This window comes from Rhizobium sp. WYCCWR 11146, assembly GCF_013591995.1.
Classification (GTDB): Bacteria; Pseudomonadota; Alphaproteobacteria; order Rhizobiales; family Rhizobiaceae; genus Rhizobium; species Rhizobium indicum.
On the sequence record NZ_JACCEY010000024.1, the window covers coordinates 35,969 to 61,519 of the forward strand.

The following is a 25,551-nucleotide window of genomic DNA, read 5'->3' on the forward strand; positions in this document are numbered from 1 at the left end:
ATGCGCTGGACAAGGCTGCCGATCCTGTTTATACGCCCCGTCACACCGCGCAGCCAAGCGCGAACGGGTGATTAGCTCAGTTGGTAGAGCAGCTGACTCTTAATCAGCGGGTCGTAGGTTCGAGCCCTACATCACCCACCATTTTTCTTGAAAAGATTGATATATTCGAACTCAGGCCGGATTTTCCGGCCTGCCGGAAACTGTTCTCGAAGCGAGCGGCATGGTTGGCGCCGTCCGCAGGACTGGCCGCGTCGGTCGTGCGCCCTATCTCCCTTTCGCGTATCGGGAGGGGTCTATGAGAAGCGTTATTTTTGCCGTCGCATTGTCTCTGCCGTTGCCTGCCTTTGCCGCAGGCGTGATGAACGTCAAAGCGAGCGAGCATAGCTGCAGCGAGCTTACGCAGATCATCCGCCAGAACAAAAAGGTCTTTGTCCGCGTCGGTTTCGGCGGCCGCAGTTTTCGTTATCCACCCGCCCAATGCAGCATGGGCGATAAGCGCAGCACCACCAGTTTGCGCGATGCAGGTGGAAAACAGTGCATCCTTGATTATTCCTGCGTCTTCGACCCTGCGTCGCCCTATAATTTTCCCTAGCGCATCGCGCTTTTCGAAAATTGTTCTTTGTGTGTGCCTCAATCGCTGCCGCTCAGTTTCATGCCGGCGAGCCAGAGAGCTGCGACGATGAAAAACGACAGGGCCGCCATCACTGCTATGGGCGGTGCGTATTCCTGGAAGGAATGCGAGGCGTTTAGTCTAAGGACGTAAATAGTCGCAACCGCAATCTTTGTGACGATCAAGAGCACCAAGGTCGCGTTTTTGGCGTAACGCCTGGTTTTCGGCCAATCGAAGCTTCCGGCGGGCGACATCGACCTTCGGAGCTGGAACGGCCCTTGTCCGCTCCGTCTCTGGCAATGCAAGGTGTCTGCCTCCAAACGTCGGTTTCATGGCCGGCAGCGTGGACCAAACATCTTAATGGATCGGGATGTAGCGATGCCCTCGCAGAAGCAGTAGCGAAGGATTGCCCGTCCACCTGGGCCTTGCTGCCTTCACAGAGCTCGTGCCTTAGCTGATTTCTCAAGCATGCCGGGAGGTAAAAAGGCAAGGCCGCCATGCTCGGTGTATAATTCCGGCGGTTCTCGCACTGGTGGCCTGCGGTGCGATGCCCTACCTTCGCTCGGTCACATTCAGGAGTTTCCATGAAAAGCGTTGTTCTGGCCGTCGCACTGTTGTTTCCGTCCGTCGCTCTTGCCGTCGAGGCGGTGGAGGTCAATGCAAGGGATCACAGTTGCGAAGAGCTTGCGCAGATCATCCGCAAGGACAAGGCGGTTTTTGTACGCATGGGCTTTGGCGGACGCAGCTTCCGTTATCCGCCGGCCAGGTGCAATCTCGGCGACAAGTACGACACCGCAAGAGTAAGTGATGCCAATGGCAAGCTCTGCCTCCTCGACTACGAGTGCGTGTACGATCCGCAGTCCTTCTATAACAGGATCCCGAAAACAGGATCCCGAAATAATATCCCGATCCCGGCGTTGCCAATAGGGTCAAGAAAAAGGCCGGGCGAAACTCGCACCGACCTTCCTGGATCGGTCTCGATAACGGCTGCCAGTACATCCGTGGTCAGCCGTCAGAGACAGATTTAGTATCCCTTAAATAGGGTTTACTTAAAAAGCTTCAAGAGCTCGCAGCAGAGAGGAAGCCGGCACTGGGCCGGCTTCGTCTGGCCAAACAGCGGTTACTGCTGGGCAGGGGCAGCCGGCGGAGTGGCCGGTGCTGGTGCCGGTGCAGGCGTTGCGCTGTTGTCAGTCGGAGCGATCGGCTTGGCCGGCGCCGGCTCTGATTGGGTTGTGGAAGCTGTCGTGTCCGGAGATGTGCCGGGGGTGCTCCACTGCGAATAGGCGAATGCAGCGACAGCGATCACGGCCAATGCAGCGACCCAGACAACCCAGGTATTACTGCTGCGCGCGCTCGGCGTGGTGCGCAGATCCAGATTTGGGTTCAGCGGGCGGTTCGGGTCGTTGGCATTATTGGGGTCGTACGTCATGGTACTTTCTCCTCTTTCGGTGACAGAAGAATGCAGAAGTGGGCATTTTGTTCCGTTCTGGGCCGAAGCGCTTGTGCTGATTGGCTTTTCGTATTCATTATTCTCGCTTTACCGGCGTTCCGTACATTCGCGGCTTTGCCGCTCACCCCTCATCTGCTTGGGGCGACCGGCAGAGACCCGGGTGGTAGAGCTGCCGGCTGATCGGGTGCATTCACGGATGGCAGGCCGCCGGTGGACGGCACGCCGCTATGGCGCAATGCGCTTGACACTACGGGGTCTGTTTGCGAATGATTTCTGCATGGGGTCGCGATCACCCCACGAGGCGTCATGCTGAAGAATCGCGTCCAGTAAAACCGATCAACGGAGGGACGCGTCATGCCGTCATTTCTCGAAATTTCTCCCGACAAGCTCAACCGCCTCATTGGAACCCCCGGTGCGCCTTGCATTATCGACGTTCGCACCGAGGAGGACTTCACGCTCGATCCGCGCCTGGTGCCGGGCTCGATCCGGCGGGGTCATGCCGAGGTCGGATCCTGGGCGGGCAGCGTCGATGCCGATTCCGTCGTCGTGGTCTGCCAGAAAGGCAGCAAGCTCAGCCATGGCGTCGCCGCCTATCTCCGCCATGCCGGTATCGACGCCGAGAGCCTCGAAGGCGGCTTCGAATCCTGGATTGCGGGAGGACTGGCGGTGCCCGACGAAAAGCTGCCGCAACGCGACGCCGAGGGGCGCACGGTCTGGGTGACGCGGGCGCGGCCGAAGATCGACCGCATCGCCTGTCCCTGGCTGATCCGGCGCTTCGTCGATCCGAGCGCCGTATTCCTGTTCGTGCCGGCGCCTGAGGTTTTAGCCGTCAGCGAGCGCTTCGGGGCGGTGCCCTTCGATATCGATGACGTGTTCTGGAGCCATCGCGGCGAACTCTGCACCTTTGATGTCATGGTCGAGGAGTTCGGGCTGGCATCGGAGCCGCTCCTGCGCCTGGCGCGGATCGTCAGGGCGGCGGATACCGCAAGGCTCGATCTCGCGCCCGAGGCGGCGGGCCTGCTGGCCGCCTCGCTCGGTCTCTCCAGGATGTATTCCGACGATCTGGAACAGCTCGAGGCCGGGATGCTTCTCTACGACGCTTTCTTCCGCTGGTGCCGCGATGCGACCGAGGAAACCCACAACTGGCCGGCGCCGAAGAAGAGGGCATGAGATGGTCGAGATGACGGATAATGCGCCCGGTGGCAAAATGGCGGAGGAAGACGCGGGACAAGGGTATCATCACGGTGTCTCGTTTGGCGATGCCTTCAGGGTGTGGCTGCGCGTCGCCGCCCTGAGTTTCGGCGGCCCTGCCGGCCAGATCGCCGTCATGCACCGGATCATTGTCGACGAGAAGCGATGGATCGGTGAGCACCGTTTTCTGCATGCGCTGAATTATTGCATGCTGCTTCCCGGACCCGAGGCGCAGCAGCTGGCCATCTATATCGGCTGGCTGATGCATCGGACAGTGGGCGGTCTGGTGGCCGGCCTGCTGTTCGTACTGCCTGGGTTCCTGTCGATCCTCTGTCTCAGCTATATTTACGCGGCTTACGGCAACGTCGGCATCGTCGCCGGTCTGTTCTTCGGGCTGAAGGCGGCGGTGCTTGCCGTCGTGGTGCAGGCCGTCATCCGCATCGGCGGCCGTGCGCTCAAGAATCGCGTCATGGTCGGTATCGCGGCCGCGGCCTTCATCGCCATCTTCTTTCTCCATGTGCCGTTCCCGCTGATCGTGCTCGCGGCCGGCATTGCCGGCTTCCTCGGCGGCAGGTTCGGGCTTGCCGCCTTTCAGACGGGCGGCGGCCATAAGGCCGGAAGCGGCCCGGTGCTGTCGGATGCCGAGTCGGCGCTCGGCGAAGGCATACCGGCGCATGCGCGCCCGAATCTCGCCTGGTCGCTGCGCATCTCGGCCGTGCTGCTTGCCCTCTGGCTCGCGCCGCTGGCAGTGCTCTACGCAACCTTCGGTGCTGATAACGTCTTTACCGAAATCGGCCTTTTCTTCAGCAAAATGGCGGTCGTCACCTTCGGCGGGGCCTATGCCGTGCTTGCCTACGTAGCGCAGGAGGCCGTGCAGCATTTCGGCTGGCTGAAACCCGGCGAGATGCTGGATGGTCTCGGCATGGCCGAGACGACGCCGGGGCCGTTGATCATGGTCGTCCAGTTCGTCGGCTTCATGGGCGCCTACCGGGATCCGGGAGCGCTGAACCCGATGCTTGCTGCAACGCTTGCGGCGATACTGACGAGCTGGGTCACCTTCGTGCCCTGTTTCCTCTGGATTTTCCTCGGCGCGCCGTTCATCGAAAAACTGCGCGGCAACATAGCGCTCGCCGGCGCGATGTCGGCCATAACAGCGGCGGTGGTCGGGGTTATCCTCAACCTCGCTATCTGGTTTGCCCTGCACACGCTGTTTGCAGAGGTTGCGACCGTTCACCTCGGCGGCTTGCGGCTCGACATTCCCGTGCTGCAATCGGCCGTGCCGGCGGCAATGGCGCTCTCTGCCGCCGCGGCGACAGCGATCTTCCGCTTCAAGGCTTCCGTGATCGCGACGCTGCTAGCCTGCGCGGCTGCGGGGATGCTCTGGACGCTGGCGGTGAATTAAGCTTCTGCCCCATCCGCGGTAATGCGCGTCGCGAGCATCTTGTCAATACGCATGCCGTCCATGTCGAGCACCTCGAAGCGCCAGTTGTCGAAGACGAAGGTTTCTCCGGCTTCGGGGATGTGCTGGAGTTGATGCAGCGCGAAGCCCGCCAGCGTATGGAAATCGGCATCCGGACGATCGCGCAGGCCGAGCCGTTCGAAGGCGTCGAAGGCCGGCATCATCGCATCGATCAGGAGCGAACCGTCTTCCCTGACGACGATGTCGGGCTCTTCGTTGGATCCCGGCAGGTCGCCGGCGATGGCTTCGAGCAGGTCGGTCTGGGTGACGATGCCTTCGAGGCTACCATATTCGTCGATGACGATGGCGAGGCGAACGGGTGAGGCCTTGAAACTGTCGAGCACGCGGACGACCGAGGTGCCCTCATGCAGCACCAATGGCTGCTTGATCACCTCCATCGGCCGGACCTTGCCGCCGTCGAGAACCTGGTCGAGAAGGTCTTTCTTCAACACCATGCCGATCGGCTCATCGATCGAGCCCCGGGCGACCAGCAATTGTTCGTGGCTGCATTCGCGGATGGTCTTCAGGATTTCGGCCTCGCTGTCGTCGGCGTCGAACCATTCGATGTCGAGACGCGGGGTCATGATGTCGGAGATCGGCCTGTCGCCGATATTGAACACCCGCTCGACGAGCTGCTGCTGCACCTGGTTGAGAAGGCCGGCCTCCTGGCTCTCGGCGACCAGCAGCTTGAGCTCCTGCGGCGAATGGAACGACGATTCGCCGGTTCCGGCGCGAAGACCGACGCCCCGCAGCACCATGTTGCCCATGCCGTTCAGGACAAAGATCGCCGGCTTGAACAGCACCAGGAACAGACCGAGCGGACGCACCACGGCAAGCGAAGTGGCCTCGCTGCGCTGAAGCGCCAAGCTCTTCGGCGCGAGCTCGCCGAGCACGATATGCAGGGCCGTGATGATGACGAAGGCGATGACGACGGCAACAGTATGCGCGCCCGCCGTCGCCCATTGCCCGGGCAACCAGGACAGCAGCGGCTCGATCAGGTGCGCAAGCGCCGGTTCTCCAACCCAGCCGAGCGCGAGCGACGAGATGGTGATGCCGAGCTGGGTGGCTGCAAGGTTGGAGTCGAGATTGTCGACGGCGCGCTGAAGTGCCGAGGCGTTCATGCGGCCTGCCGCAGCGAGTTCGGCGACGCGGCTACGCCTGACCGACACCAGGGCGAATTCGGCGGCAACGAAGAAGCCATTGGCGGCGACGAGAAGAAACACGGCTAGTATCCCAACATAGTCGGAGAGCCCGCCGGCGGAATCGGACATGTTTTCCCTGCCTTCGAATTGATGGGAATCCGAAACTACACGCTCGCACACCGGTGGCAAGGCGTTCCGGCTCGTCCTGGGGCGAGAGATGCCGAAGCCGGCTGTCGTAATCGACATACTGCGTCGGTTTGCGATGCTGGCCGCAAAATGCGTGGCAAACCGCATGACCGGGATCATGCATGCGGTTCACCGATGCGAAGCGTAAAACGCTTGGTGAACCGCATGACCGACGTCGCCCCATTCATCTCTTGGGCGCTTCGAAGAGTTCGATCGGGTTTCCGGCCGGATCATCGAGCAGGATCTGCTTGCCGCCGATGCCCTGCACGATCTCGTTGCGGAAGCGCGCACCAGCTTGGCGCAGTGCGGTGACTTTCGCCTCCAGGTCTCCGACCTCGATCTGGATACGATTCCATCCGCCAGGCTCCGGCTTTCGCCCGTCGGGCATTGCTTGAGATGCTCCGCCCGGTCCCGTCATGCCGCTGACGAACAGACGAAAACCATCCCTGGTCAGGATGGCGAAACTCGGTGCGGGACGAAGCGCGACGGAGAAGCCGAGATGTCTTGTGTAGAATTCCACCGCGGCGTCGACGTCGTCGACGATGTAGCGCATGCTGATACCGGGCATGTTTTCCTCCATTGTGGTCTTCGTTGTCTTGATCTGATCGTCCCCTCGCGGGACATGCAGAATTCTCCTGTTCCTAAAATGCGTCGCTTCGAATTCGATTATGCGCCCGTTTCAAGTTTATGCATCTCGTTATGCCAAATCGCGAGCACCTCTGGGCGATAGATATGATATCGAATGGAGGGCATGCCGCCCGCCGGCCGCCATCAGCAGCAACCCTCCACGGCGGCGTCTTCCAGGCGATGGGCACAGGAAGGGCGCGCCGCGCCTAGCCTCATCCTCGGATGCCCGCAACTATCTTTTCTTCAATCCCGCCCCGATGCGCTGCCAAGGGCTTCCAAGGACGAACTGGCCGGCCGCGCCGATGCCCCATCTGTGGCGATAGAATATTCGCCGTCGTGTATAAGTTTAATCTAAAATATAAACTCAGACCCGTAGCTATCGGATTTCATTACAAAAGTTTAATTTTTATTTCAGTTTCGGTTCATCTTTTCGGCCCTAGTTTGGTCACGTGCCCAACATGAGGACCCACATGAAAAAGATTTTTGCAGCTCTTCTTTCCGCCTCCTTTCTTCTGTCCCCGATGGTTGTTTCCCAGGCCAGCGCCGACGATCATCGCCGTCCGCCGATCGTCGTGCAGAAGAAGGTGGTCGTCAAAAAGACGGTCGTCCGGTCGCATTGGAAGAGGGGATACCGCGTCAATGCCAGCGAGCGTCGCCGGTTCTCTGATGTCAACGACTACCGCCGCTACCGGCTGGCGCCCCCGCCCCGCGGCTATCGCTGGGTGCGGGCCGATAACGACTACCTGCTGATCGGCGTCACCAGCGGCATCATCTCCAGCATTATTGCCGGTCGCTGATCGGTCGGTAGATCAGGAAAGGGCGGCTTCGGCCGCCTTTTTGATTCTGGGAGGGCGTGTAGCAGTTTCGCGCCCTTCCTCCTCTTCTTCAGCTGGCGGCGGCTATGACCCGCTTCAGGATTGCCTGCGCGACGGCATGACCCTTTCAGCAATGATGCCGAGAAAACCTCTTGGTCTTCCGACTTCAGCGTCGGTACCCTCCTCGTGCGTAAGCGGATGAAGTCCTTCGATCGGCGGCAGCGGTTCGCATTCGGTACAGACGCAGAGAGTGCGTTTGATTGCCTGCGCCTTCATGCCGCCCGCCTGTTCCAACTGGCGAAAGGATCGGGCAGGTCGCGCCAGTGCTCGGGCGCAAAGGCGTCTGTCCCGATAAGACAGGCGTCGAGTTCCTTCCTGATCCAGGCTTCGTCCATCGGATCGGCGCCGATGAAGACGATTTCCTGGCGGCGGTCGCCCCAGACGGGGTCGAGATAGGGGCCGATGGCGCGCATGAAGGCCGGTTCCTCAGGCCATTGTTCGCGGGGTACGGCCGCCCACCAGAGGCCCATCTTGCCGGTGCGCACGATCGCGCCCGCCTGGCTGATCTCGCCGACATGGTGCGGGCGCGTCGCCAGCCAGAAGAAGCCCTTGGCGCGCACCACGCCTGGCCATGCCCGATCGAGGAAGGCCTGCAGCTTTGCCGGATGGAAGGGCCGCTTCTCGCGATAAACGAAGGAGCGAATGCCATATTCCTCGGTCTCCGGCACGTGGTCGCGGAAACCGTGCAGTTCCTTGTACCAAAGCGGATGGGTCTCGGCCTTGTCGATATCGAAGCGGCCGGTGCCGAGCACGTCTTGCAGGGCGACCTTGCCGAAATCCGCCTCGATCAGCTTTGCATCCGGGTTGAGGCCGGTGATGATCTTGCGCGCGGCGTCGCGCTCTTCATTGGTTGCCGTGCCGATCTTGTTCAGCACCACGACGTCGGCAAATTCGATCTGCTCGACCAGCAGGTCGACAATGGTTCTGTTGTCGCCGTCGCCGGCCGTTTCTCCGCGGTCGGCGAGGAAATCGGCCGAGGCATAATCGGCAAGCAGATTGGCGGCGTCGACGACGGTCACCATGGTGTCGAGCCTTGCGACGTCGGAAAGGCTTTGGCCATTCTCGTCACGAAATTCGAAGGTGGTGGCGACGGGCAAGGGCTCGGCGATGCCGGTCGATTCGATCAAGAGGTAATCGAAGCGGCCCTGATCGGCGAGCTGGCGCACCTCCTTCAGCAGATCGTCGCGCAGCGTGCAGCAGATGCAGCCATTGGTCATCTCGACGAGCTGTTCCTCGGTGCGGGAGAGATTGGCGCCGCCGTCGCGCACCAGGGCGGCATCGATATTCACCTCACTCATATCGTTGACGATAACCGCGACGCGTAAGCCTTCGCGATTGGTCAGCACGTGGTTGAGCAGCGTCGTCTTGCCGGCGCCGAGGAAGCCTGAAAGCACCGTGACGGGAAGTCTATTGTCCATGGGAACCTCATCAGATTCGTATTTAATGTTATATCATTACATTTAACGCGCCGAAAAAAGGCGGAACGGGGTTGTCCGCCTTTTTCCGCCTCAGCTCTCCTGGAGCGTCGCGTGTCCGGCAGGACGCGCGGAGCGGCGCATGAGATTCATGCGCTGGAGAGGCAGTCCTTCATGCTGTTGGCGATGCCGCGCATGAGGTTGAAGTAGAGATCGGGACCGGCCTTCAGTGTTGCCGCTTCGGGATCGAGCACGCCTGACTTGGCGCGCGTGCCTTCGATGACGACATTGACGAGGCGCGGCTCGAACTGCGGTTCGGCAAAGACGCAGGTGGCTCCGAGTTCGCCGACCTTGCGGTGGATTTCCGAAACACGCTCGGCACCGGGAATGGTTTCCGGGCTGACGGTGATCGAGCCGGCGACGCGGATGCCGTAGCGGTGCTCGAAATATTGGTAGGCGTCGTGGAAGACGATGAAGGGCTTGTCCTTGACGGGAGCAACCATGCCCTTGATCTCGGTATCGAGCGCATCCAGCCTGTCGTCCAGCGTCTTGGCGTTGCCCTGATAGGTCAGAGCATTGGCGGGATCGGCGGCGACCAACGTCGTGGTGATCATGGCCGCCATGGCCTTGGCGTTCATCGGGTCGAGCCAGAGATGGGTGTCGAATGTATCGTGGTCGTGATCATGGTGATGTTCACCGGCGTGCCCGGGATCAACATGATGTGCGGCGTCAGCCTCATCATGCTGATCGGAAGCACTCTCGTGCTCCGGGGCGTCATCATGCGGCTCGAAGGCACCGCCTTCTCGGAAGGGGAGCTTGACGAGGCCGGGCGCGTCGTCGAGAGCCGCGATGCTGGCATCCCGGCCCAGCGCCTGCAGCGGCTTTTCGAGGAAGGCCTCGAGGCCGGGGCCGACCCAGAAGATCACCTTGGCGTCCTGGAGGGCGCGAGCATTCGATGGCTTCAGATTGTAGGTATGCGGGGAGGCGGCGCCATCGACGATCAATTCGGGTTCGCCGACTCCCTGCATGATCGCCGAAACCAGCGAATGGATCGGTTTGATCGAGGTGACGACGACAGGCGCATCGGCTGCCCGCATCGTTCCAGCAAAGAGTAGGGCGGGGATCGCCAGGGCCGGGATTGTGAAGGCCGGCATTCGGAGGGCCAAGATTTTAAGGGCAGGCCCCAAGGCGCGTTTCATCAATATGCTTCCCTTGAATTGCAATTGTTATGTTATTACATCAATTGCGTTATGCTATAACGTGTGCAATAGCAGGACGCAACAGCACTTTCGGAAAATTTGATGCTCTCTCCCGCAAAGACCCCCGCCGGTATCAGGGCCGAACCGCTGGTTTCGCTTGAAGATGTCGGCATTCTGCGCAACGGTCGCTGGCTGGTGCGCGGTGTCGATTTTTCCGTATCGCGCGGCGAGATCGTTACGCTGATCGGGCCGAACGGCTCGGGCAAATCGACCAGCGCCAAGGCGGCGATCGGTGTGTTGAAGCCCGACGAGGGCAGGGTGGAGCGCAAAGCCGGCCTCAAGGTCGGCTATGTCCCGCAGAAGCTGTCGATCGACTGGACGCTGCCGCTTTCGGTGCGCCGGCTGATGACGCTGACAGGACCGCTGCCGGAGCGCGATATGCTCTCGGCGCTCGAATCCGCCGGCATTGCCCATATGCTCGATGCCGAGGTCCAGCACCTCTCCGGCGGCGAATTCCAGCGGGCGCTGATGGCCCGGGCGATTGCCCGCAAGCCCGATCTGCTGGTCCTCGACGAGCCGGTGCAAGGGGTCGATTTTTCCGGCGAGATCGCCCTCTACGACCTCATCAAGTCGATCCGCAATGCGACGGGCTGCGGCATCCTGCTAATCTCGCACGACCTGCATGTCGTCATGGCCGAAACCGATACGGTCATCTGCCTTAACGGCCATGTCTGCTGTCGCGGCACGCCTGAATCCGTCAGCCGCAGCCCGGAATATGTGCGCCTGTTCGGCAGCCGGGCGGCGCAGACGCTGGCCGTCTACAGCCATCATCACGATCACACACATCTGCCTGATGGGCGCGTGCAGCATGCCGACGGCACGGTAACCGATCATTGCCACCCCGACGACGGCCATCACGCGCATGACGGCAGCCATGCGCACGCGCATGAGCATGGGCATGCCGGTCATGAACATGATCACGATCATCCTGACCATGCCCATCCGCACGCGCATGAAGCGGGAGAGCGCCATGCTTGACGATTTCTTCGTGCGCGCCATCCTTGCCGGCGTCGGCCTGGCGCTGACGACGGGGCCGCTCGGCTGCTTCATCATCTGGCGGCGCATGGCCTATTTCGGCGATACGATCGCCCATTCAGCGCTGCTCGGCGTCGCATTGTCGCTGCTCTTCGAACTCAACCTGACACTGGCTGTCTTCGCCGTCGCCGCCCTCGTGTCGGTGCTGCTGCTCTTCCTGCAGAAACGCCAGGCGCTGTCGGCCGATGCGCTGCTCGGCATTCTCTCGCATGCCACACTTGCGATCGGCCTCGTCATGGTCGCCTTCATGAGCTGGGTGCGGATCGATCTCATCGCCTTCCTGTTCGGCGATATCCTTGCCGTTTCCACCACCGATATCGCGCTGATCTGGGGCGGCGGGCTGTTCGTGCTCGTGGCAATGGCCTGGCTCTGGCGGCCGCTCTTGGCTGCGACCGTCAATGCCGAGCTCGCCGAGGCCGAGGGGCTGAAGCCGGAGCGGGCGCGGCTGTTCTTCATGCTGCTGATGGCCGTCGTCATCGCCATAGCTATGAAGATCGTCGGCATCATGCTGATCACCTCGCTGCTGATCATTCCGGCGGCTGCGGCCCGGCGCTTCTCGCCGACGCCGGAGATCATGGCGGTGCTCGCCTCGCTGATCGGGGCGGCGGCCGTCGTCGGCGGGCTGTTCGGCTCGCTCACCTACGACACGCCCTCCGGCCCCTCGATCGTGGTCGCGGCACTGATCCTCTTCATTCTCAGCCTGCTTCCCGTCAGGCGCCACCGCGCGGTCATGCAAGGACAAGGCTCATGACGACACCGCAATTGACCAAGAACCAGTCGCTGGTCTTCGACGTGCTCGAAAAGGCCGAAGGGCCGCTCAGCGCCTATACCATCCTCGACAAGCTGCGCGACCACGGTTTTCGCGCGCCGCTGCAGGTCTACCGGGCGCTGGAGAAGCTGCTCGAATATGGCGTGGTGCACCGGCTCGAAAGCATCAACTCCTTCGTCGCCTGCGCCCATCCGGGCGACGACTGCCACAGCCACGGCATCGTCGCCTTCGCGATCTGCGAAAGCTGCGGCCAGGTGACGGAGTTCCACGACCACGAGGTCGACCACCGGCTGATGGAATGGGTGCGCGGGCAGAAGTTCAAGCCTGAAAAGACGACGATCGAGATCCGCGGATTGTGCGAGGCCTGCGCGGCGTAAGCTTCCTCGCATTCGCTAGACGATCGCCTCGCGCTCACCGAAAGGAGTGTCGTCATCAAAGTCGTGGGTGCCGATTTGGTTGTTCCGCCTTTTCTTCGGCTTCTTCCAGTTCTTACGATATTGCATTCCGCTATCTTTGCCTGAGAATCCAAGCCAGGGGCGATCGCGTGACGAAAACAGAACTCGCGGAGATATACCGCGGCTACATCGCCTGCCTGAACAGGCAGGACTGGCCCAATCTCGGGCAGTTTGTGGGCGACGGTGCAGTTCATAACGGCCGGCGGCTCGGGCTGCCGGGTTACGTCGCCATGCTTGAGCGGGACTTCGATGAGATTCCCGATCTCTATTTCAAGGTGCTGACGCTGCTTTGCGATCCGCCATATATCGCCTGCAGGCTCGGCTTCGATTGCAGGCCGAAGGCAAAATTCCTCGGCCTCGATGTGAACGGCAGGCGCCTTTCCTTCACCGAGAACGTCATCTACGAATTTCGCGGCGGCAAGATCGTCGAGGTCTGGTCGGTTATCGATAAAGTGGCAATCGAAGCCCAGCTTCAAGGTGGGCAGAGGCCCAACGAGATGGAGTGATTGGCGTGTTCGATGCAGAGAGCCTTGTCCCTCGTGACAAGCACGACATTGCCGCTCTTTCTGGTATCGAGAGCGCTGGTTATCCTGCGATCGCTCCGATCCTGGATGACTTGCTGGCGTGGACTGCGGACGGCAACTGGCCGATTGCGCAACCCCTGGCTCGCTTTCTAGTCACACTTGGAACGCCAATTGTTGATCCGCTGTTGCGCGTTCTCCGAGGAACGGACTCCTCTCAAAAGTATTTCTGCTTTCAATTGATTGTCGAAAAACTGTCGGTCGAAGTTCTTCGAGCACTTGAGAACGACCTCCAGAGGCTGGTAGATCGACCGAGCAAGACGGACCAGTTGGAAGGGGTGGACGCGTTGGCCCGTGAAGCGCTGCAGCGCTTGCATTCATAGCGTCTGGCAGCGCTTTTGCTGATCGTCTTCTCGGACCAAGTTGAGGATGAATGCCATCAATGTGATGTGGAGGCGCGATTTTGGTGCGCTCTTGATCAGATGATGGCGACACGCTCGCCGAAGGGCGTATCGTCGTCGAAATTCCGGGTGCCGATCCGATCGCTTTCGCCTGACAAGACCGGCTGTTCCGCCTGTTCGCCGGCCTCTTCCCCGTCGTCCGATGCCGCATGCCCGTGCCGCTTTTGCGGATGCTCCTCGTCGTTGACGATCAGATCCGCGTGCGGGATGAGACCGCTTGCGGCTTCCTTCTCCACGGCCTTCTTCGCTGCCAGCTGATCGGCGGTGATCTGCGACTGGCGGGCGGCGACCCAGGCATTGTCTGGTTCGGAGCCGATCGAGGTGCTGGTGCCGACCTTGGTGGGTTCGGACGCGGCGGTGGCGGAGATGGGGTTGATCGCGTCGACCATGAAATTCTCCTGCGGTGACCAACTGGCGAAACAGCCGGCCGTTTCGTGGGGTGAAAAACGGCGCGGTGTTCGGACCAATTAGGGGGACATATCGAGCCCGCGCCGAAAAACACAAGGGGACATTGACGTGACTGCCACCTCGGGACAATGACGAAATCGGTAGCAGGTTGCGGGAAATTCGACGAAGAATTGTGTGCACAAGGGGGTGCTCGGCGCGTGGTTAATGTAAGAATCGGAAACACTTTGTGACTAAGTGTCTCCAAAAGCAGCGTTTTTTGACTTGCTGCGCGCGAAGACATGACGGATATTGTTTAAACGTTGAGGAAGCCGTCATGATTAGAATGATTGAAAACCCTGCCGAACTGGCTGGCGAAGATATCACCGGCAAATATATTCTCCGGAGGCTGAACTATCACTGGTTCGCCTACGGCAAGGCGGCTATCGTGACTGCCTGCAAGGGAACGATCCTGCAGCTTGAGCGGGAAGAGACGGTCTATTCCGAGCGTTGGGGACGTCGTGCCTATACGGGCACCGGCAGACGTTATCCCGGCGGTATCTGTCCCATTTCTGCGGTCGCCTGCGTTTGCGATACGCCCGACGACGTCAATGCCGTCATTCAGCTGGATGTCGAAGCGCAGGACGAATTCTATCAGCTGATCGCCAAGGCGGAAGCCAGGGTTCAGGCTCTTGCCTCCTCTTCACGAAACAGCCAGTTTCTCGAAGCCGCCGAGTAAGGCGATTTTTTCAATGAAATCCGCCATGTGCAGCGTCCTTCTGCGCGCCTAAAAGGACGCGCGGCGCTGTAATGGAACGGAGAGCGATCATGACGCAGCGGGACATTCGGCCCGGTCACTCATTCGCCGCGGCGCCATCGCTCGGATCGCTCGCCATCACCATTGCCGTCATGTTTGTAGCGCTGTTCTGGCCGGCGGGTACGCTCGACTGGCCGCGCGGGTGGATTTTTCTCGGCCTGTTCCTTGTGCTGACTGCTGTCGCAATCATCTGGATCTGGCGGACGAATCCGGAGCTGTTTGCGGCGCGCAGCCGATACCAGAAAGGTACCAAATCCTGGGACGCCGTGGTGGCGACGCTGACGATCATTCTCTTTGCCGCCATTCTTCCGGTCGGCGCATTCGACGACGGACGTTTCCACTGGGCACCGCAGCCCGATTGGGTCGTGTTTATCGGCTATCTCCTGATGACATCAGGTTATCTCGGCTTGACCTGGGCGCAATCGGTCAACCGGCATTTCGAGCCGACGGTGCGCATTCAGACCGACCGCGACCACAAGGTGATCGACACTGGACCCTACGCCGTAATCCGCCATCCCGGATACGCAACCGCCATCGTGCTCAGCGCCGGCATGGCGCTGTCGCTTGGATCGCTCTACGCGCTGATCCCCGCCGGCCTGCTCGTCGTCGTCCTCTTCGGCCGCACGCTCGGCGAGGAAGCCGAACTGCGCAAGGGCCTCGAAGGCTATGCGGAGTATACGGCGCGTGTGCGCTGGCGCTGGATTCCGGGAGTCTGGTGAGCGGAGAGGGTGCTTCGCCACCCGCCGCTGAGTTACCCAATCACCCGATCTGCCTGAGATCCCTGGCGAAGCGTTGCCAGTTGGTGATGTAGCTTTCGGCCGAGCGGCGGATGGCCGCGACTGCCGCATCGTCGAGCGTGCGCACGACCCGGGCCGGTGCTCCGACGATCAGCGAATTATCGGGGAATTCCTTGCCTTCGGTCACCAGCGCATTGGCGCCGACGAGGCAGTTGTTGCCGATCTTCGCACCATTGAGGATGGTGGCGCCCATGCCGATCAGCGTGTTGTCGCCGATGGTGCAGCCGTGAAGGATGGCGTGATGACCGATGGTGCAGCCGTTTCCGATCGTCAGCGGGAAGCCCATGTCCGTATGGGCCATCACGCCTTCCTGGATGTTGGTGCCTTCGCCGACGCTGATCGGCTCGTTGTCGCCGCGCAGCACGGCGCCGAACCAGATGCCGACATTCTCGCCGAGTTCGATCTGGCCGATGATGTTGGCATCCGGGGCGATCCAATAGAGGCCGGCGGCGGGCAGGTTCGGCGTCGATCCGCCAAGCGCGTAGACAGGCATTGCTCTCTCCTCAGACGACCTCGACCGATAGGGTGGCGACGCCGTCGATGCCGCAATTGATGCGATCGCCCCTGGCCACCGCGCCGACGCCGGCGGGCGTGCCGGTCATGATGATATCGCCGGGTGCGAGAGTGAAGAGCTTTGACAGTTCGGCGATGATCTCCGGCACCTTCCAGATCATCTGGTTGAGATCGCCGTCCTGCACGCGCTTGCCGTTCTGTTCCAGCCAGATCTTGCCTTCAGCGGGGTGGCCGAGGCGGCTTGCCGGAACGATTAGGGAGATAGGGGCGGAATGTTCGAAGGCCTTGCCAACCTCCCAGGGACGACCAAGCTTCTTTGCCTCGCCCTGGAGGTCGCGGCGGGTGAAATCGATGCCGACAGCGTAGCCATAGACGCAGTCGAGCGCGTCCGCGGCCTCGATGTTTGCGCCGCCTGATTTCAGCGCCAGCACGCATTCGACCTCGTAATGCACGTCGTTCGACAGCGACGGATAGGGAAAGGCCTTGCCCGCCGGCAGCAGGTTGTCGGCATTCTTCTGGAAGAAGAAGGGCGGCTCGCGACTGGGATCATGGCCCATCTCGATCGCATGGTCGGCATAGTTGCGCCCGACGCAATAGACGCGGCGCACCGGAAAACGCTCGGCGCTGCCGTCCACCGGCAGCAGTACCGGTGCTGGACGCGGAATGACGGTGGCGGGATGGGGCATTGGCGGGTTCTTCCTGTTTCGAGTCTTGCTTTGCGGGTCATCTTAGACGGAAATCGGCGCGTCGGGGAAGCTTCCTTGGCCGGCGCATTGACGCTATCACTATCCAGCGGTATCGTTACCGCCATGAGCAGGACTTTTGCAGTTTCGACGACGTCTACGACCACCGCATCGCGGTGGGTGGTAGACGCGTGAACTGAATTCCGTTCATTGCTGCTAAGACCAACCCGCCGGAAACGAGCGGGTTTTTTGTTCCCGCTCGTTTCCCGTATTCGAGGACGAGATCGTGGACGATATCCAGAAATATCTTCTTGCGGAGCGGGCGCTGGCCGTCGCCCGCCACTGCATCGCCAGCCGCTATGCCGGGGCCGCATTCGCCTATGTCGCCGGCTCCATCATGCGCGGCGAAGGCACCGTCTTTTCGGATATCGATCTGGTTGTCGTATTCCCGTCGCTCGACAGAGCCTGGCGGGAGTCGTTCACCGCGGATGGTTTCCCGGTCGAGGCCTTCGTCCACGATCCACAGACGCTGGCGCACTACCTTCATCAGGACGCAGACAGCGGCTATCCCATCATGGTCAACATGGTGGCGACAAGCAGCATTTTGGGACCGGATATCGACAGCGCAGGTGTCATCCAGGCAAAGGCGGCAAGTATGCTGGCGGCAGGACCGAAACCTCTTGCCGGGGCGGACTACGACATGCTGCGCTACCAGGTCACCGATTTGGCCGATGATCTGCGCGGTACCCGCCCGCCCGAAGAGATCGCCGCCATCGCCGCGCTGCTCTACCAGAAGCTGGCCGACCTGATTCTGCTCGGACGCGGTGCATGGACCGGCCGCGGAAAATGGGCGCCGCGCCTCATGAAGAAGCTCGATGCGCAACTGGCAGCCGAGTTCGACGCGGCGTTCAGACTGGCGGCAGCGGGCGACGGCGCCCGATTTATGGCTTTGGCCGATCGGGAGCTTGCCCTGCATGGCGGCCGCTATTTCGAGGGGTACAGGCAGAACGCGCCGCTGGAAGCGCGCCCGGAATAGTATCGATTTACGTTGCCTGCATTCTGCTCGGTCATTCCTCGCCCGCCTCGGCCAGCGCCTCGCGGACGATCGCGTAATAGCCGGCAAGCTCAGAGATATCGGCGGCCAGCCTGTCAAAGGCGGGATCGGATGGCGCAAGCGTGCCGGCGTATTTCGCCTCGAGGAAGGCCCGATGGGCGGCAAGGGCTTCGGCGTCGGCATCATGCACGACGGTATAGACAGGCGAGGGCACGGTGCGGCCCTTGACGATGATGCGGTCGAGCTCGACGACGATATAGGTGCCGGCGACCAGCCTTGCTGTCTCCTCGCCGAGCAGCAGCGCCACGCCATAATTCTTCGAGGCGCCTTCGAGGCGCGAGGCGAGGTTGACGCTGTCGCCGAGGCAGGAATAGTCGAAGCGGCGGGTCGAGCCCATATTGCCGACGATGCATTCGCCGGTGTTGATGCCGACGCCCATCTTCAACACATGCGGCCTGCCGCCGCGCATCGCCGCCTCTCGCTCCAGCTCGCGGTTGAGGCTCGATATCGCCGCCTGCATGGCAAGAGAGGCTTTGACGGCGTGCAGGGCATGATCGGGATCGTCGAGCGGCGCGTTCCAGAAGGCCATGATGCAATCGCCCATATATTTGTCGATCGTCCCGCCATGGTCCATCACCACGTCGGAAAGCGGCGTCAGCAAGCGGTTGATCAGGCCGGTCAGCTGCTCTGGGTCGTCCTTCAGCGTCTCGGCAATGGTGGTGAAGCCGCGTACGTCTGAGAAAAGCACCGAGAGGGTGCGCCGCTCGCCGCCGAGCTTCAGTTGCGAGGGATCGCTCGACAGGCGCTTGACGAGATCGGGCGAGATATATTGGGCAAAGGCGCGGGTGATTTGGCGCTTGTTGCGGCGCTCCTCGGCAAAATCGAAGGCGGCCTGGCCGAAGACGACAGAGATATAGGCGACCGTCGGGCCAAGCGGCGAGACGAAGATATGGGCTAGCCGCATACCGGCGGCACTGACGGCGGCGAAGGCAAGGAGGGCCGCCGCGCTCGTCACGATCGTCAGCCATCCCGTCGAGCGCCAGACGGTGGTGGCGGCCAGCAGCACCGATATCAGGATGCAGGCAGCGACCGTCGGCAGACGGGCTTCCGCGAACGACAGGCCGCTGCGGATATTATCGTAGATCGTCGCCTGGATCTCGACGCCGGAGACGAGCTTGCCGGTATGAACGGTGTAGGGCGTCGCAAAGGCATCGACGCCACCCTTGTCGATCGCTGGCGCATTCTGCAGGCTGAGACCGACCAGCACGACACGGTCCTTGAAATAATCCGGCGGCAGCAGGTTCTTCGGGTCGAGCGCCTGGTAGTAGGAGACAGTGGGATAGCTGCGGGCCGGGCCGAAGGACTGGATGAGCCGGCCGGCGGGCAAAGTCTCGGGGGCCACGCCGGCGATCTTGGCTAGCATGGCGGCAAAGCCGTCCTCATAGCCCGGAATGCGCCGGAAGGTGCCGTCGCCGCTGAGTTCGACGGAGGCGATGCCAGTCACGGCACCTGCCTCGGTCAGCTGCGGCAGCGGTGTCGCACGGATCAGTTGCGAGGCCTGCGGCGTCTCGATCAACGTCTCGTCGCCGGCAAGGACGACATCCGGGCCGACAGCGCCGGTGATCGCGTTGTCGTTCTCCGGGGTCGACGGTTCGGCCAGGATGATGTCGAGGCCAATGACGCGGGCGCCGGCGGCGCGCAGCTGGGTGACGAGCTGGGCATGAAGGCTGCGCGGCCAAGGCCATTGCGCGTTGATATCGGCAAGCGAGGGTTCGTCGATCGCGACGATGACGGGTCCGCCGGGTGGCGGACGGGGATCGTCGACGGTCGAGAGATAGTCGAAGCTTCGGAGCTCCAGCAGCGACCAGGCGGGCAGGCGCGACAGCAGCGAGATGGCGATCAGCGTCGTCAGCGACAGCACCAGGAGCCTGAGATGGCGGCTCCTGATCTGCCTGGCCTGCCGAGGTTTCTCCCGCACCCGCATCAGAAGCGAACTTTGAGCGTGCCCTTGAAGGCGCGGCCCCAGCCGGGCACACCAGGGGTGATCTCGAAGTCCTCGTCGAGCAGGTTATAGGCGGCAGCCTCCAGCTCGATGCGCTTGTCGAACGGTTCCCAGACCAGGTGGGCGTCAAGGCTCCAGTAATCGTCGAGCTTGGTGCCAAACCGATCGCCGTCGCGCTCGCCGATATAGTTGGCGGCGACCGTCGCCTTGACCTTGGCTTCGTTGACCCAGGTCAGCGCAATCTGCCCGGAATTCTGCGGTATGAAGGGAAGAGGGCCTCCATAGATCGGCTCAAGCGGATCCCTGTTTTCCGAATCCATATAGGCATAGGTAGCCGAAAGGCCGAAACCATGGCCGAGAGCGACGTTAGCTGTGACGGCAGCGCGATCGATGCTGCCGCGCGAGATCGGCAGGCTGGTGTCTGAGGGAAGCGAGATCAGCGGAAAATCGATCGAGAAATCATGCAGTTCCTGGTGCTGATACTCGACCGAGGTGAAGAATCGATCGGTCCATTCGGCATCCCACTGCAGGGCGACCGTATCCGTGTAACCTCGCGGATTGGTGGAAAACTGGTTGGTTTGCAGCCCGAGGACGCCGATGGGGGCAAGGGTCGGAATCCCAATATCAAAGCTTTGACGCATGAAGGCAGCACGCAGCCAGTGGTTTTGAACCGGCGCCCAGGCGAGGCCGAAGCGCGGCTCCAGCCGGCTGATATCGATGCCGTCGCCCTCCAGGCGCGTGGCGAACAAGGCGTATTCGCCCTTGAGGTCCGGCGTGATCTCATGCAGCACATCGATATAGCCGCGGCCGATATCGATGGTGTTCTCGGTGCGATCGGTAGGAGCTGTCAAGCCTAGGAGCGTCGCATCGACGGTGCTGCTGGCATCCATCCAGCCGCCTTCGATGCCGTAGCGAAATGTCAACGGTCCGGTACCTATGGAATGGCTCAAAGCGCCGATGTAGGTTTGGGATTCGGTCTCCTGAGTGACGTTGGTAAAGGGTATGATGAAGGGAACCCCTCTGCCGATAAACACTGGGTCCAGGTCGACATCAAGCGCGCTGTTCGTATTCGATTTGCTTCCTGAATAAAGCAGTGCTCCATTCAACACGTTTTCATAGGCAAACGTGTGGCTCCAGCCGATGCCGGCATATGTGCTTTCTCGTACAGTCTCCTCTGTTGTGTAGAGAGGCAGCGGGATAGGCACACGGAACAGGAGTTCCATGAACCCGGTGTTTGACGATAACGCGTTTAGAGTTCCGTCATTCTTCCCGTGGTTGACGAAGGCTACCACGCGATCATCTGGCGTGACCGTTGCCGTCAGATAACCGTTGGCACTCAGCAGCTTGTTATCCGTCTGGACACCGCCGAAATCCCGATAGTCGCGGTCGAGCGCCAGCTCTTCCCAGGTCAGGTTGCCATAGAAGCTGATCGGAATGGTCTCGTTCGAATAGCCTTGGATATCGGCTTCGCCGATGCGCCTCGTATGGCCGTCGACGCTGTTGATGCCGCCGCCGAGCGAGCCTTCGATGAAGGGCACATCGAACAGCGTTACCGAGCGCGAGCGGCCGGAAAGCATGTGCGGCGAAAGCAACAGGCCCTGGATGAAGGATGAGTAGCTCGACGCGTTGCCGCGGTTCTGGATGATATTGTCGTCGCTGAAGCTGGTCGCGTTGACGAAAGGAAAGATGCTGCCCTTGATCGACTGATCGATATAACCGGTGCCGTTGAAAGGATCGAAGACGGCATCGCCGTAATAGCGGCCCCAGGCATCCAGACCCTGCAGGCGGAAGGCGTCGTTCAGAGTCGAGCCGGCGCTCGCATTTGCGCCGAGGCCGCTGTAATCGCCGCCGCGGGCGCGCGAGCGGCGCAGGAATTCCTGCGCGTTGCGGATCGCGCCATCTGCATCATAGTCGTCGATATCGATAGCGGTGCGGAAGGACGAGATGACCGGATCGTCATCGTCGAGGCGGTTGGCATTTTCGAGCGCCTGTTCGGAGGGAAGCCGGTCGCCCTTTTCGTAATGTGCGGCTGCAAGCATGAACTGGGATTGCGAATGCGCGGGATTGGCGGTGCTGGCGGCAAGCAGATCTTGCAGCGCCTTGTCGCGCTCGCCGGACTGCAGGTAATAGCGGCCGCGCGCAAGCAGGGCATGATCGAAGGACGGATCAAGCGCGATCGCGGTGTCGATTTCGCGCTTGGCTTCCTTCATGCGCGCCTGATCGAGATAGAGGATCGCAAGGTTGGCGTGCAGCAGCGGGTCCTGCGGATCGAGCTCGATCGCCTTCTTGAAGGCCTTTTCCGCTTCGCCATTGGCATCGCGCGAGCTCTGCAGCAGGCCGAGAGAATTCAGCGTGCCTGATGCGCCGGGGGCAAGCGCGATGGCGCGGTTCAGGTCCGCAAGCGCGCCGTTGATATCGCTTTCATAGCTTGCCTTGTAGCCTGCACGGGCGGAGAGCGCCATCGGATGATCGGGGTCGAGCGACAGCGAGCGTTCTATCGCTTCCTTCATCTGCTCAGGGTCGTCGATGAGCTCCGCCAACTGGGCGCGGACCGCCGGCAGGGTCGGATCATCGGGATAGCGCTGCTCCGCTTTCTTGATGATCTCGAGCGCTGCGCGCGGGTTTTTTAGGAAGCCTGTCGTATAGGCCTCCATGATCGCGCCATAGGGGCCGGTGGCGTTGGCCGGCGGCTGTTCGGCATGGGCGGGGTCGGCCAGCGAACGGGCGAAATAGCCGCCATATTGGGCCATGTTGCGGCGTGTCGGGTCGAGATGCGGCAGGGCCTTCTGGAAGAGCTTGGCGGCATCGCCATAGCGCTTTTCGGAGCCGGCGATGGTGGCGTCGATCAAATTGACGCGCGCCTGCTGGGCTGTCGTCAGTTTGCGGCCGCGGATATTCTGCAGCGTTGCGGTTGCAGCCTGGCGTCCATCGAAGGCGCTCTGCACTTCGGCGAGTTCCAGCCAGTCTTCGGTGGTGCGGCGCTCCGGCGGCAGGGCCAGCAGGCGACGGCGTTCGGTCGCCATGCGGTCTGCCCGTAGCGGCGAAGTCGGCATCAGGTCGAAGCCGTCGCGCAGGTCCAGATAGAAGAGCATCTGTTCGCGGTCGTCAGGATTGACGCTGATGATCTTGCTCGGCGCCTGGCCGATGGTCGCCACCGCCCCTTCGCCCTCGTTCACCTCAACGCTGCCCTGCGGGTTGCTGAGCGCCACGCGGCCTTCGAGCACAATCATCGAAGTCTTGTTGCCCTCGACAGTCATGGTCCAGTCGGTGCCGCGGATGGCGGCTGCGGCCGCAGGCGTTTCCACCGTCAGGCCCTGGCCGCCGCGTTCGGCGCGCGCCCAGATCGTTCCCGATTGCAGCTCCAGCGTCGTGTCGCCGCTCGCAGCCATCTTCTTGACCTGCAGCGAGGAATTGCGGCCAAGGCGAACCTGGGTGTGATCGGAAAAGACGATGGCGAGCTGGCCATTGGCGTTGGTGCGCAACACGTCGCCGGTCAGGAGATCCTGATTGATGTCGACGACACGCCAGTTCGACACGTCGATGAAGCGGACTTCCTCGCCGGTCTTGCGGGCGATGACGGAACCGGCGACCGGTGTTGCACGCTGCACCGGGTCGGCCATTGCCGACGGCGCGAAACCGGGCAAAGCAAGCGCCAGCGCCATGCCGGCGCGACAGATGTTACTGGAATAACTCCGCATGTCCTCGACCCCATACCCCACTTCCCCTTTGTCCGTGTAGAGTGGAAAAGTCAAGCGCGTTGCACACGTGTTCTTGCTTTCGTTCCAAAGTGTACTATCAGGGATACACTTTAGTGGTGGAGTATTCACGTGAGCGAATTCGAAAGTGCAACTGAACTTATGCCAAGCGAACCGTCGACAGGTGATATCGGCGCCGGGTATTTCGACCATATCAAGAAAATCAACGACATATTCTACGATCAGATCAAGATTTCCGATCAGAAGGCTGCCTATATCTTTACTTTCATGCTGGCCTTCCTGGTGAGTTCCAGCGAGGTGAGGGCAGTCTTCAGCCCGGCGCGCTACGCGAGCGGGGCACCTGGGAGCATGCTGTTTTCGGGCCTGCTTGCCGCCGCTTCGGTCTTTTCCATCCTGTCGGCAATCCTCGTCGTGCTGCCGCGCCGTCTCGACACATCAACCTCGCTGTTCTGGGGCGCCTGGCTGAACCACCGCGACCTGTTCTTCGAGGCGGCACTGCGGCGCGACGAGCGCTATCTCTTCGACCAATATGTCGAAAATGCCAACATCCTCTCCGCCATCGCCCGCAGCAAATACCGCTGCGTCACCTTCGCATTCCGCGGGTTGATGGTGAGTGTGATCGCCTATGTGCTGCTGTTGGTGGCGGTGTGACGGGTTGTTAACACCCTCATTTGCCTGTCGCTTGCCGCTCAAGGCGTTCGTCGCTGGCGAGTGCAAGAATGAAGAGGATAATATAGGTCTGGGAGCTGCGGGCGCGCCGTTGGCGCGCCCGTCGTTTTAACCCTCGACTTCGAGGACAAGTTCAAGTTCGATCGGCACACCTAAAGGCAGGCTAGCGACGCCGAGCACGACGCGGCCAGAAAGCTTTTCCTCGCCGAAGACCGCAAGCAGCATTTCGGATGCTCCGTCCGCGACCTTCGGATGGTCGCGGAAATCGCCTTCGGTGGCGATGTAGACGCCGAGCTTGACGACCCTGACGACGCTGTCCAGCGAGCCTAGATAATCGCTGGCGGCCGCGAGCGCGCTCAGCGTTGCCGTTTCGGCGGCCTTCCTGCCGTCTTCGGCCGTCAAGGCACCGCCGACGCGGCCGATATAGCGGGGCTCATGGCCGACGACGGGCAGCATTCCGCTGAAAAAGACCAGATTGCCGGTCCTTGTCGCTTCGACATAGGCCCCGAAGGGCGTCGGCGGCGGAGGAAGCGTGATGCCGAGTTCCTGCAGCCGACGTTCCGCGCCGGCTGCCTCAGCTTTCGTATGGTCTACCATTTGCCTAGATGTGCGCCGCCGTCGACGTGCAGCACCTCCCCGGTTACGCGCGGCGCTTCGGTGAGGAAGACGACGGCATCGGCGATCTCCTCGACGTTGGAAATGCCTGCCATCGGCGACAACGTCTTCAGGAAGTCCTTCGGGTTGTCCTTGTGCAAAGGCGTGTCCACTACACCGGGAGCGACGATATTGAAGCGAATTGCCTCGTTCGCATATTCCATCGCCAGGTTCTTGGAGATGGCGTTGATGCCGCCCTTTGTCATCATCGAGACTGAGGCGGAGAAGCCGGCGATCGGATGATCGGTCAATGGGGTGGTGATACTGACGACGCTGCCGCCCGTTTTCTGCGCGAGCATCTGCCTGACGACCTGTTGGGTCAGGTGGATGAAGCCTTCGAGATTGGTCGAGGACAATTTCTGGAAGTCGGCCATCGTGAACTCGACGAACGGCTTGGCTAGAAAAATGCCGGCATTGTTGACGAGCGCGTCGATCGAGCCGAAGCGATCGATTGCGGTCCTTGCCACCCGCGCTGCGGTTTCGGCATCGCCGATGTCGCCATCGACGAGCGCCAGCCTGTCCGAGGCCTCAAAAGCCTCTGAGGTACTGACCTGGCGCGAGGTGGCGACGACATTATAGCCGCGCTCGACGAAGGCATTGACGAGGCCGGCTCCGATACCCTGGGAGGCGCCCGTGACGATGACTGTTTTTCTCGTAGTCATGCTGATCTCCATAATCTGGTTCGGGCAACGCGGGCCTTGCGGCTGCAAAGGCGGGGTCGCTCGAGATGGGGCTGCTGCGAATGCGCCTCCATCGGGTTGTGGTTGTTTTCGCAAGGTGAATATGGCGAAAACTCCATTACCCGAT

Annotated in this window: 27 protein-coding genes, 1 tRNA gene and 1 pseudogene; 15 read left to right on the forward strand and 14 right to left on the reverse strand. The window is 61.4% G+C overall.

Annotated features, from left to right (window positions below; all coding sequences use genetic code 11):
- The first annotated feature begins 65 nt into the window (after positions 1 to 65).
- Together HX899_RS19905 and HX899_RS19910 are read left to right on the forward strand one after the other, a co-directional pair.
- Positions 66 to 141: transfer RNA gene (locus HX899_RS19905), tRNA-Lys, on the forward strand.
- A gap of 154 nt (positions 142 to 295) precedes the next feature.
- The gene (locus tag HX899_RS19910; RefSeq protein ID WP_168312913.1) at positions 296 to 592 is read left to right on the forward strand and encodes a hypothetical protein; all 297 of its coding nucleotides are present in this window, start codon (positions 296 to 298) and stop codon (positions 590 to 592) included.
- 38 nt (positions 593 to 630) lie between these two features.
- Here HX899_RS19910 and HX899_RS19915 read toward each other — a convergent pair whose 3' ends face one another.
- The gene (locus HX899_RS19915) at positions 631 to 864 is read right to left on the reverse strand and encodes a hypothetical protein (protein ID WP_246697145.1); all 234 of its coding nucleotides are present in this window, start codon (positions 862 to 864) and stop codon (positions 631 to 633) included.
- 330 nt (positions 865 to 1,194) lie between these two features.
- Here HX899_RS19915 and HX899_RS19920 point away from each other — a divergent pair.
- Positions 1,195 to 1,494 (forward strand): annotated as a pseudogene (locus HX899_RS19920) (hypothetical protein); the annotation flags it as partial.
- A 236-nt stretch (positions 1,495 to 1,730) separates the two neighbouring features.
- Here HX899_RS19920 and HX899_RS19925 read toward each other — a convergent pair.
- Entirely contained in the window at positions 1,731 to 2,039 is a 309-nt protein-coding gene (locus HX899_RS19925; protein WP_003541169.1) for a hypothetical protein, read from the reverse strand.
- A gap of 375 nt (positions 2,040 to 2,414) precedes the next feature.
- On the opposite strand from HX899_RS19925, the gene HX899_RS19930 reads away from it, so the two are divergent.
- Together HX899_RS19930 and chrA are read left to right on the forward strand one after the other, a co-directional pair.
- The gene (locus tag HX899_RS19930) at positions 2,415 to 3,230 is read left to right on the forward strand and encodes a sulfurtransferase/chromate resistance protein (protein ID WP_138330612.1); all 816 of its coding nucleotides are present in this window, start codon (positions 2,415 to 2,417) and stop codon (positions 3,228 to 3,230) included.
- 1 nt (position 3,231) lies between these two features.
- Entirely contained in the window at positions 3,232 to 4,653 is a 1,422-nt protein-coding gene (chrA, locus tag HX899_RS19935) for a chromate efflux transporter (RefSeq protein WP_181293174.1), read from the forward strand.
- On the opposite strand, the gene HX899_RS19940 is transcribed toward chrA, so the two are convergent.
- Both HX899_RS19940 and HX899_RS19945 read right to left on the reverse strand, forming a co-directional pair.
- A complete protein-coding gene (locus HX899_RS19940; RefSeq protein ID WP_017961161.1) occupies positions 4,650 to 5,981 on the reverse strand; it encodes a hemolysin family protein in 1,332 nt (443 codons plus the stop codon). The two genes, chrA and HX899_RS19940, sit on opposite strands and share 4 nt — an antisense overlap.
- 241 nt (positions 5,982 to 6,222) lie before the next feature.
- Positions 6,223 to 6,606 (reverse strand): VOC family protein, encoded by a 384-nt coding sequence (locus HX899_RS19945; RefSeq protein WP_012758163.1) that lies wholly within the window; start codon positions 6,604 to 6,606, stop codon positions 6,223 to 6,225.
- Between the two features lie 529 nt (positions 6,607 to 7,135).
- Here HX899_RS19945 and HX899_RS19950 point away from each other — a divergent pair.
- A complete protein-coding gene (locus tag HX899_RS19950) occupies positions 7,136 to 7,462 on the forward strand; it encodes an RcnB family protein (protein WP_181293175.1) in 327 nt (108 codons plus the stop codon).
- A 114-nt stretch (positions 7,463 to 7,576) separates the two neighbouring features.
- On the opposite strand, the gene HX899_RS35145 is transcribed toward HX899_RS19950, so the two are convergent.
- The 3 genes from HX899_RS35145 to HX899_RS19960 form a co-directional block, all read right to left on the reverse strand.
- Complete coding sequence (locus HX899_RS35145; protein ID WP_246697146.1) at positions 7,577 to 7,756, reverse strand: hypothetical protein; 180 nt, start codon at positions 7,754 to 7,756, stop codon at positions 7,577 to 7,579.
- Positions 7,753 to 8,958, reverse strand: coding sequence for a zinc metallochaperone GTPase ZigA (gene zigA / locus HX899_RS19955; protein ID WP_181293176.1), 1,206 nt, complete (start codon positions 8,956 to 8,958; stop codon positions 7,753 to 7,755). Before zigA ends, HX899_RS35145 begins: the two co-directional genes overlap by 4 nt.
- Before the next feature lie 146 nt (positions 8,959 to 9,104).
- On the reverse strand, positions 9,105 to 10,154 hold the full coding sequence (locus HX899_RS19960; RefSeq protein WP_181293177.1) for a zinc ABC transporter substrate-binding protein: 1,050 nt from the start codon (positions 10,152 to 10,154) through the stop codon (positions 9,105 to 9,107).
- Positions 10,155 to 10,256: 102 nt separating this feature from the next.
- On the opposite strand from HX899_RS19960, the gene HX899_RS19965 reads away from it, so the two are divergent.
- The 5 genes from HX899_RS19965 to HX899_RS19985 all read left to right on the forward strand — a co-directional run bounded on the left by HX899_RS19965 (position 10,257) and on the right by HX899_RS19985 (position 13,377).
- Positions 10,257 to 11,192: a metal ABC transporter ATP-binding protein gene (locus HX899_RS19965; RefSeq protein WP_138330619.1), complete on the forward strand. Its 936-nt coding sequence runs from the start codon at positions 10,257 to 10,259 to the stop codon at positions 11,190 to 11,192.
- Positions 11,185 to 12,000, forward strand: coding sequence for a zinc ABC transporter permease subunit ZnuB (gene znuB, locus HX899_RS19970; RefSeq protein ID WP_018482892.1), 816 nt, complete (start codon positions 11,185 to 11,187; stop codon positions 11,998 to 12,000). The genes HX899_RS19965 and znuB overlap by 8 nt, the downstream gene beginning before the upstream one ends.
- Complete coding sequence (locus HX899_RS19975) at positions 11,997 to 12,395, forward strand: Fur family transcriptional regulator (protein WP_011652680.1); 399 nt, start codon at positions 11,997 to 11,999, stop codon at positions 12,393 to 12,395. Before znuB ends, HX899_RS19975 begins: the two co-directional genes overlap by 4 nt.
- A 167-nt stretch (positions 12,396 to 12,562) precedes the next feature.
- Complete coding sequence (locus HX899_RS19980) at positions 12,563 to 12,979, forward strand: ester cyclase (RefSeq protein ID WP_171598381.1); 417 nt, start codon at positions 12,563 to 12,565, stop codon at positions 12,977 to 12,979.
- Positions 12,980 to 12,984: 5 nt separating this feature from the next.
- A complete protein-coding gene (locus HX899_RS19985; protein WP_171598380.1) occupies positions 12,985 to 13,377 on the forward strand; it encodes a DUF5071 domain-containing protein in 393 nt (130 codons plus the stop codon).
- Positions 13,378 to 13,472: 95 nt separating this feature from the next.
- Here the strand turns inward: HX899_RS19985 and HX899_RS19990 are convergent, their stop codons facing one another.
- Positions 13,473 to 13,844, reverse strand: a complete 372-nt coding sequence (locus HX899_RS19990; RefSeq protein ID WP_171598379.1) for a hypothetical protein — start codon at positions 13,842 to 13,844, stop codon at positions 13,473 to 13,475.
- Between the two features lie 332 nt (positions 13,845 to 14,176).
- Between HX899_RS19990 and HX899_RS19995 the strand changes: the two genes are divergently transcribed.
- On the forward strand, positions 14,177 to 14,578 hold the full coding sequence (locus tag HX899_RS19995) for a hypothetical protein (RefSeq protein WP_032992435.1): 402 nt from the start codon (positions 14,177 to 14,179) through the stop codon (positions 14,576 to 14,578).
- An 89-nt stretch (positions 14,579 to 14,667) separates the two neighbouring features.
- Positions 14,668 to 15,375, forward strand: coding sequence for an isoprenylcysteine carboxylmethyltransferase family protein (locus tag HX899_RS20000; RefSeq protein ID WP_173862960.1), 708 nt, complete (start codon positions 14,668 to 14,670; stop codon positions 15,373 to 15,375).
- 40 nt (positions 15,376 to 15,415) lie between these two features.
- Here the strand turns inward: HX899_RS20000 and HX899_RS20005 are convergent, their stop codons facing one another.
- Together HX899_RS20005 and HX899_RS20010 are read right to left on the reverse strand one after the other, a co-directional pair.
- The gene (locus tag HX899_RS20005; protein ID WP_138330621.1) at positions 15,416 to 15,946 is read right to left on the reverse strand and encodes a gamma carbonic anhydrase family protein; all 531 of its coding nucleotides are present in this window, start codon (positions 15,944 to 15,946) and stop codon (positions 15,416 to 15,418) included.
- A gap of 10 nt (positions 15,947 to 15,956) precedes the next feature.
- Complete coding sequence (locus HX899_RS20010) at positions 15,957 to 16,652, reverse strand: fumarylacetoacetate hydrolase family protein (RefSeq protein WP_138330622.1); 696 nt, start codon at positions 16,650 to 16,652, stop codon at positions 15,957 to 15,959.
- A 283-nt stretch (positions 16,653 to 16,935) separates the two neighbouring features.
- On the opposite strand from HX899_RS20010, the gene HX899_RS20015 reads away from it, so the two are divergent.
- Entirely contained in the window at positions 16,936 to 17,685 is a 750-nt protein-coding gene (locus HX899_RS20015; RefSeq protein WP_138330623.1) for a nucleotidyltransferase domain-containing protein, read from the forward strand.
- Between the two features lie 31 nt (positions 17,686 to 17,716).
- Here HX899_RS20015 and HX899_RS20020 read toward each other — a convergent pair whose 3' ends face one another.
- Both HX899_RS20020 and HX899_RS20025 read right to left on the reverse strand, forming a co-directional pair.
- Positions 17,717 to 19,687 carry a CHASE2 domain-containing protein gene (locus HX899_RS20020; protein ID WP_138330624.1) on the reverse strand — a complete coding sequence of 657 codons (1,971 nt, stop codon included), beginning with the start codon at positions 19,685 to 19,687 and terminating at the stop codon, positions 17,717 to 17,719.
- Positions 19,687 to 23,403 carry a FecR domain-containing protein gene (locus tag HX899_RS20025; RefSeq protein ID WP_181293178.1) on the reverse strand — a complete coding sequence of 1,239 codons (3,717 nt, stop codon included), beginning with the start codon at positions 23,401 to 23,403 and terminating at the stop codon, positions 19,687 to 19,689. The genes HX899_RS20020 and HX899_RS20025 overlap by 1 nt, the downstream gene beginning before the upstream one ends.
- Positions 23,404 to 23,532: 129 nt before the next feature.
- On the opposite strand from HX899_RS20025, the gene HX899_RS20030 reads away from it, so the two are divergent.
- Complete coding sequence (locus HX899_RS20030) at positions 23,533 to 24,072, forward strand: Pycsar system effector family protein (RefSeq protein WP_181293179.1); 540 nt, start codon at positions 23,533 to 23,535, stop codon at positions 24,070 to 24,072.
- A 126-nt stretch (positions 24,073 to 24,198) separates the two neighbouring features.
- Here HX899_RS20030 and HX899_RS20035 read toward each other — a convergent pair whose 3' ends face one another.
- Both HX899_RS20035 and HX899_RS20040 read right to left on the reverse strand, forming a co-directional pair.
- Positions 24,199 to 24,687 carry a RidA family protein gene (locus HX899_RS20035; RefSeq protein ID WP_181293180.1) on the reverse strand — a complete coding sequence of 163 codons (489 nt, stop codon included), beginning with the start codon at positions 24,685 to 24,687 and terminating at the stop codon, positions 24,199 to 24,201.
- The gene (locus HX899_RS20040; RefSeq protein WP_181293181.1) at positions 24,681 to 25,406 is read right to left on the reverse strand and encodes an SDR family NAD(P)-dependent oxidoreductase; all 726 of its coding nucleotides are present in this window, start codon (positions 25,404 to 25,406) and stop codon (positions 24,681 to 24,683) included. The genes HX899_RS20035 and HX899_RS20040 overlap by 7 nt, the downstream gene beginning before the upstream one ends.
- Between the last annotated feature and the right edge of the window lie 145 nt (positions 25,407 to 25,551).

Coding starts and splice junctions, on each gene's coding strand:
- HX899_RS19910 (WP_168312913.1), top strand. CDS start 296: ATGAGAAGCGTTATTTTTGCCGTCGCATTGTCTCTGCCGTTGCCTGCC.
- HX899_RS19915 (WP_246697145.1), bottom strand. CDS start 864: ATGTCGCCCGCCGGAAGCTTCGATTGGCCGAAAACCAGGCGTTACGCC.
- HX899_RS19925 (WP_003541169.1), bottom strand. CDS start 2,039: ATGACGTACGACCCCAATAATGCCAACGACCCGAACCGCCCGCTGAAC.
- HX899_RS19930 (WP_138330612.1), top strand. CDS start 2,415: ATGCCGTCATTTCTCGAAATTTCTCCCGACAAGCTCAACCGCCTCATT.
- chrA (WP_181293174.1), top strand. CDS start 3,232: ATGGTCGAGATGACGGATAATGCGCCCGGTGGCAAAATGGCGGAGGAA.
- HX899_RS19940 (WP_017961161.1), bottom strand. CDS start 5,981: ATGTCCGATTCCGCCGGCGGGCTCTCCGACTATGTTGGGATACTAGCC.
- HX899_RS19945 (WP_012758163.1), bottom strand. CDS start 6,606: ATGCCCGGTATCAGCATGCGCTACATCGTCGACGACGTCGACGCCGCG.
- HX899_RS19950 (WP_181293175.1), top strand. CDS start 7,136: ATGAAAAAGATTTTTGCAGCTCTTCTTTCCGCCTCCTTTCTTCTGTCC.
- HX899_RS35145 (WP_246697146.1), bottom strand. CDS start 7,756: ATGAAGGCGCAGGCAATCAAACGCACTCTCTGCGTCTGTACCGAATGC.
- zigA (WP_181293176.1), bottom strand. CDS start 8,958: ATGGACAATAGACTTCCCGTCACGGTGCTTTCAGGCTTCCTCGGCGCC.
- HX899_RS19960 (WP_181293177.1), bottom strand. CDS start 10,154: ATGAAACGCGCCTTGGGGCCTGCCCTTAAAATCTTGGCCCTCCGAATG.
- HX899_RS19965 (WP_138330619.1), top strand. CDS start 10,257: ATGCTCTCTCCCGCAAAGACCCCCGCCGGTATCAGGGCCGAACCGCTG.
- znuB (WP_018482892.1), top strand. CDS start 11,185: ATGCTTGACGATTTCTTCGTGCGCGCCATCCTTGCCGGCGTCGGCCTG.
- HX899_RS19975 (WP_011652680.1), top strand. CDS start 11,997: ATGACGACACCGCAATTGACCAAGAACCAGTCGCTGGTCTTCGACGTG.
- HX899_RS19990 (WP_171598379.1), bottom strand. CDS start 13,844: ATGGTCGACGCGATCAACCCCATCTCCGCCACCGCCGCGTCCGAACCC.
- HX899_RS19995 (WP_032992435.1), top strand. CDS start 14,177: ATGATTAGAATGATTGAAAACCCTGCCGAACTGGCTGGCGAAGATATC.
- HX899_RS20000 (WP_173862960.1), top strand. CDS start 14,668: ATGACGCAGCGGGACATTCGGCCCGGTCACTCATTCGCCGCGGCGCCA.
- HX899_RS20005 (WP_138330621.1), bottom strand. CDS start 15,946: ATGCCTGTCTACGCGCTTGGCGGATCGACGCCGAACCTGCCCGCCGCC.
- HX899_RS20010 (WP_138330622.1), bottom strand. CDS start 16,652: ATGCCCCATCCCGCCACCGTCATTCCGCGTCCAGCACCGGTACTGCTG.
- HX899_RS20020 (WP_138330624.1), bottom strand. CDS start 19,687: ATGCGGGTGCGGGAGAAACCTCGGCAGGCCAGGCAGATCAGGAGCCGC.
- HX899_RS20025 (WP_181293178.1), bottom strand. CDS start 23,403: ATGCGGAGTTATTCCAGTAACATCTGTCGCGCCGGCATGGCGCTGGCG.
- HX899_RS20035 (WP_181293180.1), bottom strand. CDS start 24,687: ATGGTAGACCATACGAAAGCTGAGGCAGCCGGCGCGGAACGTCGGCTG.
- HX899_RS20040 (WP_181293181.1), bottom strand. CDS start 25,406: ATGACTACGAGAAAAACAGTCATCGTCACGGGCGCCTCCCAGGGTATC.